Source organism: Fictibacillus sp. NRS-1165 (assembly GCF_050468105.1).
GTDB classification, from domain to species: domain Bacteria; phylum Bacillota; class Bacilli; order Bacillales; family Fictibacillaceae; genus Fictibacillus_C; species Fictibacillus_C terrinigri.
Map to the genome: position 1 here is coordinate 1 of NZ_JBDPNU010000134.1, position 4,060 is coordinate 4,060.

Annotated in this window: 3 protein-coding genes and 1 pseudogene; 3 read left to right on the forward strand and 1 reads right to left on the reverse strand. The window is 38.0% G+C overall.

Translation table 11 applies throughout. The annotated features are described in order from the left end of the window. Positions 1-535: 535 nt before the first annotated feature. Positions 536-808, reverse strand: coding sequence for a stage V sporulation protein S (locus ABHN01_RS25035; protein ID WP_091003520.1), 273 nt, complete (start codon positions 806-808; stop codon positions 536-538). 926 nt (positions 809-1,734) lie between these two features. Between ABHN01_RS25035 and ABHN01_RS25040 the strand changes: the two are divergent. The 3 genes and pseudogenes from ABHN01_RS25040 to ABHN01_RS25050 all read left to right on the forward strand — a co-directional run. Next, positions 1,735-2,766: pseudogene (locus tag ABHN01_RS25040) on the forward strand (IS1595 family transposase). 60 nt (positions 2,767-2,826) lie between these two features. After that, positions 2,827-3,315, forward strand: a complete 489-nt coding sequence (locus ABHN01_RS25045; RefSeq protein WP_429877796.1) for a GNAT family N-acetyltransferase — start codon at positions 2,827-2,829, stop codon at positions 3,313-3,315. Between the two features lie 222 nt (positions 3,316-3,537). Next, positions 3,538-4,060: GntR family transcriptional regulator (locus ABHN01_RS25050; protein WP_429877797.1), on the forward strand; the 523-nt coding region annotated here is incomplete at its 3' end.

The following is a 4,060-nucleotide window of genomic DNA, read 5'->3' on the forward strand; positions in this document are numbered from 1 at the left end:
GATTCTATTCAATTAGTAGTAGAGCAAGACAAATCCTATTTAATGGCAAAGGGGCTGATGGAGTCACTTTATAAAATTGTGAAATCAGCGGTCCATCTCGCTGCCCAGAATTCTGTTATCAGCCCACAAGGTTCCGTTATAACTTTGTGACGGTCATGCTCGAGAATGATGTTTCTCTTGCGGTTGTAAAAGATTGGGCAGGACACTCCTATATTTCAACAACTAATATGTTTTTAGAGCGGATCAATCAAGATAATATGGACTTGCATTTAGAAAAAAGTACTCACCAATCATGTAACCCTCACATTTTTTTGCTTGGGAATTAATAACTTTGAAAAATATTTAAATCAATGGGTCTGTACCCTATGTTTGGTAGTCTTTAATGGATGAATAAATAACGGGTCACCATAGAGTAATCTTTTTCGACTACTTAAGTGCTGGAAAATGTAGCTATATCCCATATTAAAATTAAAAACCTTTTGTCAAGGCATGCAAAAGAAGCCTTTTAAACAGGTGTTTTTAACATAATAAAAATCTATCGTTTTTTTCTTGGATCTACCCTTAATTTTATTGCAGTTTTTTCTTGATTATCGATTAAAATAGTTATAAAACCAGGAACAAAGACCAAATCAAGACCAGCGGGAGCTACGAATCCTCTTGCAATCGCAATGGCTTTAATCGCTTGATTTAATGCACCGGCTCCCAACACTTGAATTTCTACAGTACCTGTCTCCCTAACTACGCCTGCTATTGCGCCCGCAACTGAACTCGGCTTTGATTTTGATGATACTTTTAATAGATTATCCATATAGCTGGGTCCCCCTGTTATTTGATCGCATTGATTTCATTACTAGAAGGAATATATATTCATATCTAAATCAAACAGAAACTATTAAAGCGTTATACTCATGGAGTCATTAAAGGGCGAATTGATTTAAAAACCTTTCGCGATTTCTGTGAACAGCTGAATCTAGTTTCTTTCATTATACATCTTGTTTCTATAGAAACTATCTTTTTCGATTTGTTCTGTATATTAATAGTACTGGAATGACTTTGTACTCATCATAAAGATGATCATTTACAGTTCTTCCTTTTTTCATGTTTAATCTTTGTATCAAAGGCAAAAATAGTGCTAAAGACAAGGAGTGAATCCATTGGAACCTAATTTATCAGCATAAGAAGTGATCATGCAGATTCAGGAGCTTGAAAACAGGGGAAATTCATTAAGCAAAAAACAAGTGAAACAAACTCATCCTGAGCTCATGCGTAGCGCTTTATATTACTATCCGAGTTGGCAACATGCACTTGATGTAAGTAGCATAAGTTGCCGAGAGCCCTGTCCAACGACAGGGCTCTCGGCCGTTCTAAGATGGATTACAGGGCATTAAATAGAGTCCTTTTGAATTATTTATATGAATTGGAGTGGAGGTGGTTTGTTCGTAGCACCTTATCATAATTATGGTGTTGTTGCTATTTAGCAGTAGCATGATACTTTTGAGTAACCTTTTTGACTGTTAATTAGGACAAACTGAATAGCCTTAGTGAAGTCATAAGCTAACCGTCTGGAAAAGTACACGCATTTATGATGAGCTTAATAAACACTATCTAGAGCTTCATTGTTTAATTTTTGGCTATGTTAAATTACAATGTTGATATTTGATAAATTCGAACGTTTGTTCTATAACTAAGGTAACACTATCGTTCGGAGATGATTTTCCTATGGACCTATAGGATTTGAAAAAGCGTGCTGATGCTTTAGACAACAGCGGCAAGCTGGAACTCTTCCACTTTTTGCAATCTCGTATCACGGGAATGACTACTCCTATACGTGCGATCGATGAAATCAAGGAGCTAAAGTATAAAGCTGGTCTTGTCTGCCCACATTGCGATAGCCTCTCGGTTGTGCAATTTGGAAAGTACGTGATTAAAACCCGTACTGGGAAGGTTAGACGGCAACGTTATCGCTGTAAATCCTGCCGTCAAACGTTTAACGTTCTCACGAATACTCCACTTCAATGCACCAGAAGACCTCACCTTTGGGTTCGATTCATTGAATTTTATGATTGAGGGTTTTTCGCTGATGAAATGTGCCGAGTTGTTGCATGATGAGTTAATTCATGTAACCCCTTTTATTGGCGGCATAAAATTCTTTCCGCTCTGAAACAAATTCCAACGGAATCATTCCAAGGTATCATCGAGATGGATGAGACCTATTTCCTCTACTCTGAAAAGGGGAAAAGAAACATCTCTGAACGCAAGTCCCGTAAACGCGGCGGCAAAGCTAAATATCGCGGCATCAGCAACGACCAAATATGTGTATTGGTCGCCCGTGACCGTCAGAAGATGACTTTCTCCGGCGTTCTTGGACGTGGGCGTATTCGGACTACGAAATTGGATGAGGCTATTGGCGGTCATTTATCAGAGTCGAATGTACTTTGTTTCGATTCATGGCGTGCATTCAGTTCCTACGCCAATTCGAAAGGTTTAACCCATTACCGCTTCAAGTCCGACTGGAAACAGCGTGTGAAAGGGGTTTACCCCATTCAGAATGTAAACAGCTACCATAGCCGTTTGAAGCGTTGGATTGACCGCTTTAATGGCGTTGCAACAAAATATTTGCAACATTATTTGGCTTGGTTTCGTTACTTAGATAGCAAGGAATATGAGAATACTGCGTCGAATAAGAAAAATATGTTAATCACTTCATGCCTGTTCACAGTAACAGAGACAAATACTAATCTTCGAAGGTCAGCTTTTTCTTGCTGAAAAGAATACTTCAATATAACTGTCTAAATTAATCTGTGGTTTGAAAAAAATTTTACTTGAATGAGGTGTAATGTGGAAATCGTGTTGTTGCGTGACGTAATCGAAGATGACCTATTGATTTTTTTTGAACAGCAGTTGGACACGACAGCCAATTTTATGGCTGCCTTTACTTCTAAGGACCCGTCGGATAAGATTGCTTTTAAGGCACATTGGGAAAAGATTTTAAACAATGAGACGATAATAAAAAAGACGGTAATTTATAGTGGAAATGTGGCAGGACATGTCTCATGCTTTGAACAGTTCGGTGAACGGGAAGTCAGCTACTGGATCGGACGTGAATACTGGGGGAAAGGTGTCACGACCGAAGCACTCTCTCAATTTCTGGATTGTATAACCATTCGCCCCCTTTATGCTCGTGCGGCGAAGGATAACATTGCTTCCATTCGCGTATTAGAAAATTGTGGCTTTGAGATAAAAGGAGAAGACAAGGGATACTCCAATTCACGAGCTGAGGACGTTGAAGAATATATCCTGAAGTTATCTCTATAAAAAGTCAATGTTGACTCAACTAACAAGGACATTAGCTCAACTAACCGCCCTCCTCAGAAGGCGGTTAGCTTTATTCCCAGAATCAACACTAAAGCTTAACATAGCCTAATTTTTAAAAACAGTGTATGCTTTATTTAGATTTATATCTTGGATTTCGGTTATTATTGACTTAATGGTTTTCGAAAGTCCATACTTATTACTAAGAAAAAGGAATGAATCCTCATGACTTTGGAAGAAGAAATCAAACTAGAGCCACTTGGTGAATTACCAACTTATTTACCATTGCGAGAGGTTGTTTATCAAACTATCAAAAAGGCAATATTAGACGGAAAGTTAAAGCCTGGGCAACAATTGAGTGAGAATTTAATTGCAAACATGCTATCAGTAAGCCGTACCCCGGTTCGTGAAGCTTTTCGAAGTTTGGAAAATGAAAACTTGGTTTCCGTACTTCCAGGCCGCAAAGTAATTGTTTCGATTCCTACATTAGAGGAAATTCAGGAAATCTATGAAATTCGAATGATTGTAGAGATGGAAGCACTCCGTAGGATCTTACCAGATAATTATACGATTATTAATCGACTTGAGGCTTATGTAAAAAAGGCCGAATTACTTCTCGAAGAGGAAAATGTTGAAGAGCTTAACCATATAAACTCTGAGTTTCATCTTACCATTATATCAGCATTACAGAATAACAAATTACAACAGTTTATTCATTCACTGCAGGATACGATATCTAGATATCGTA

Excerpts from the sequence above, each read along its gene's own strand:
- ABHN01_RS25035 (WP_091003520.1), bottom strand. The coding sequence starts at position 808 with ATGGATAATCTATTAAAAGTATCATCAAAATCAAAGCCGAGTTCAGTT.
- ABHN01_RS25045 (WP_429877796.1), top strand. The coding sequence starts at position 2,827 with ATGAGGTGTAATGTGGAAATCGTGTTGTTGCGTGACGTAATCGAAGAT.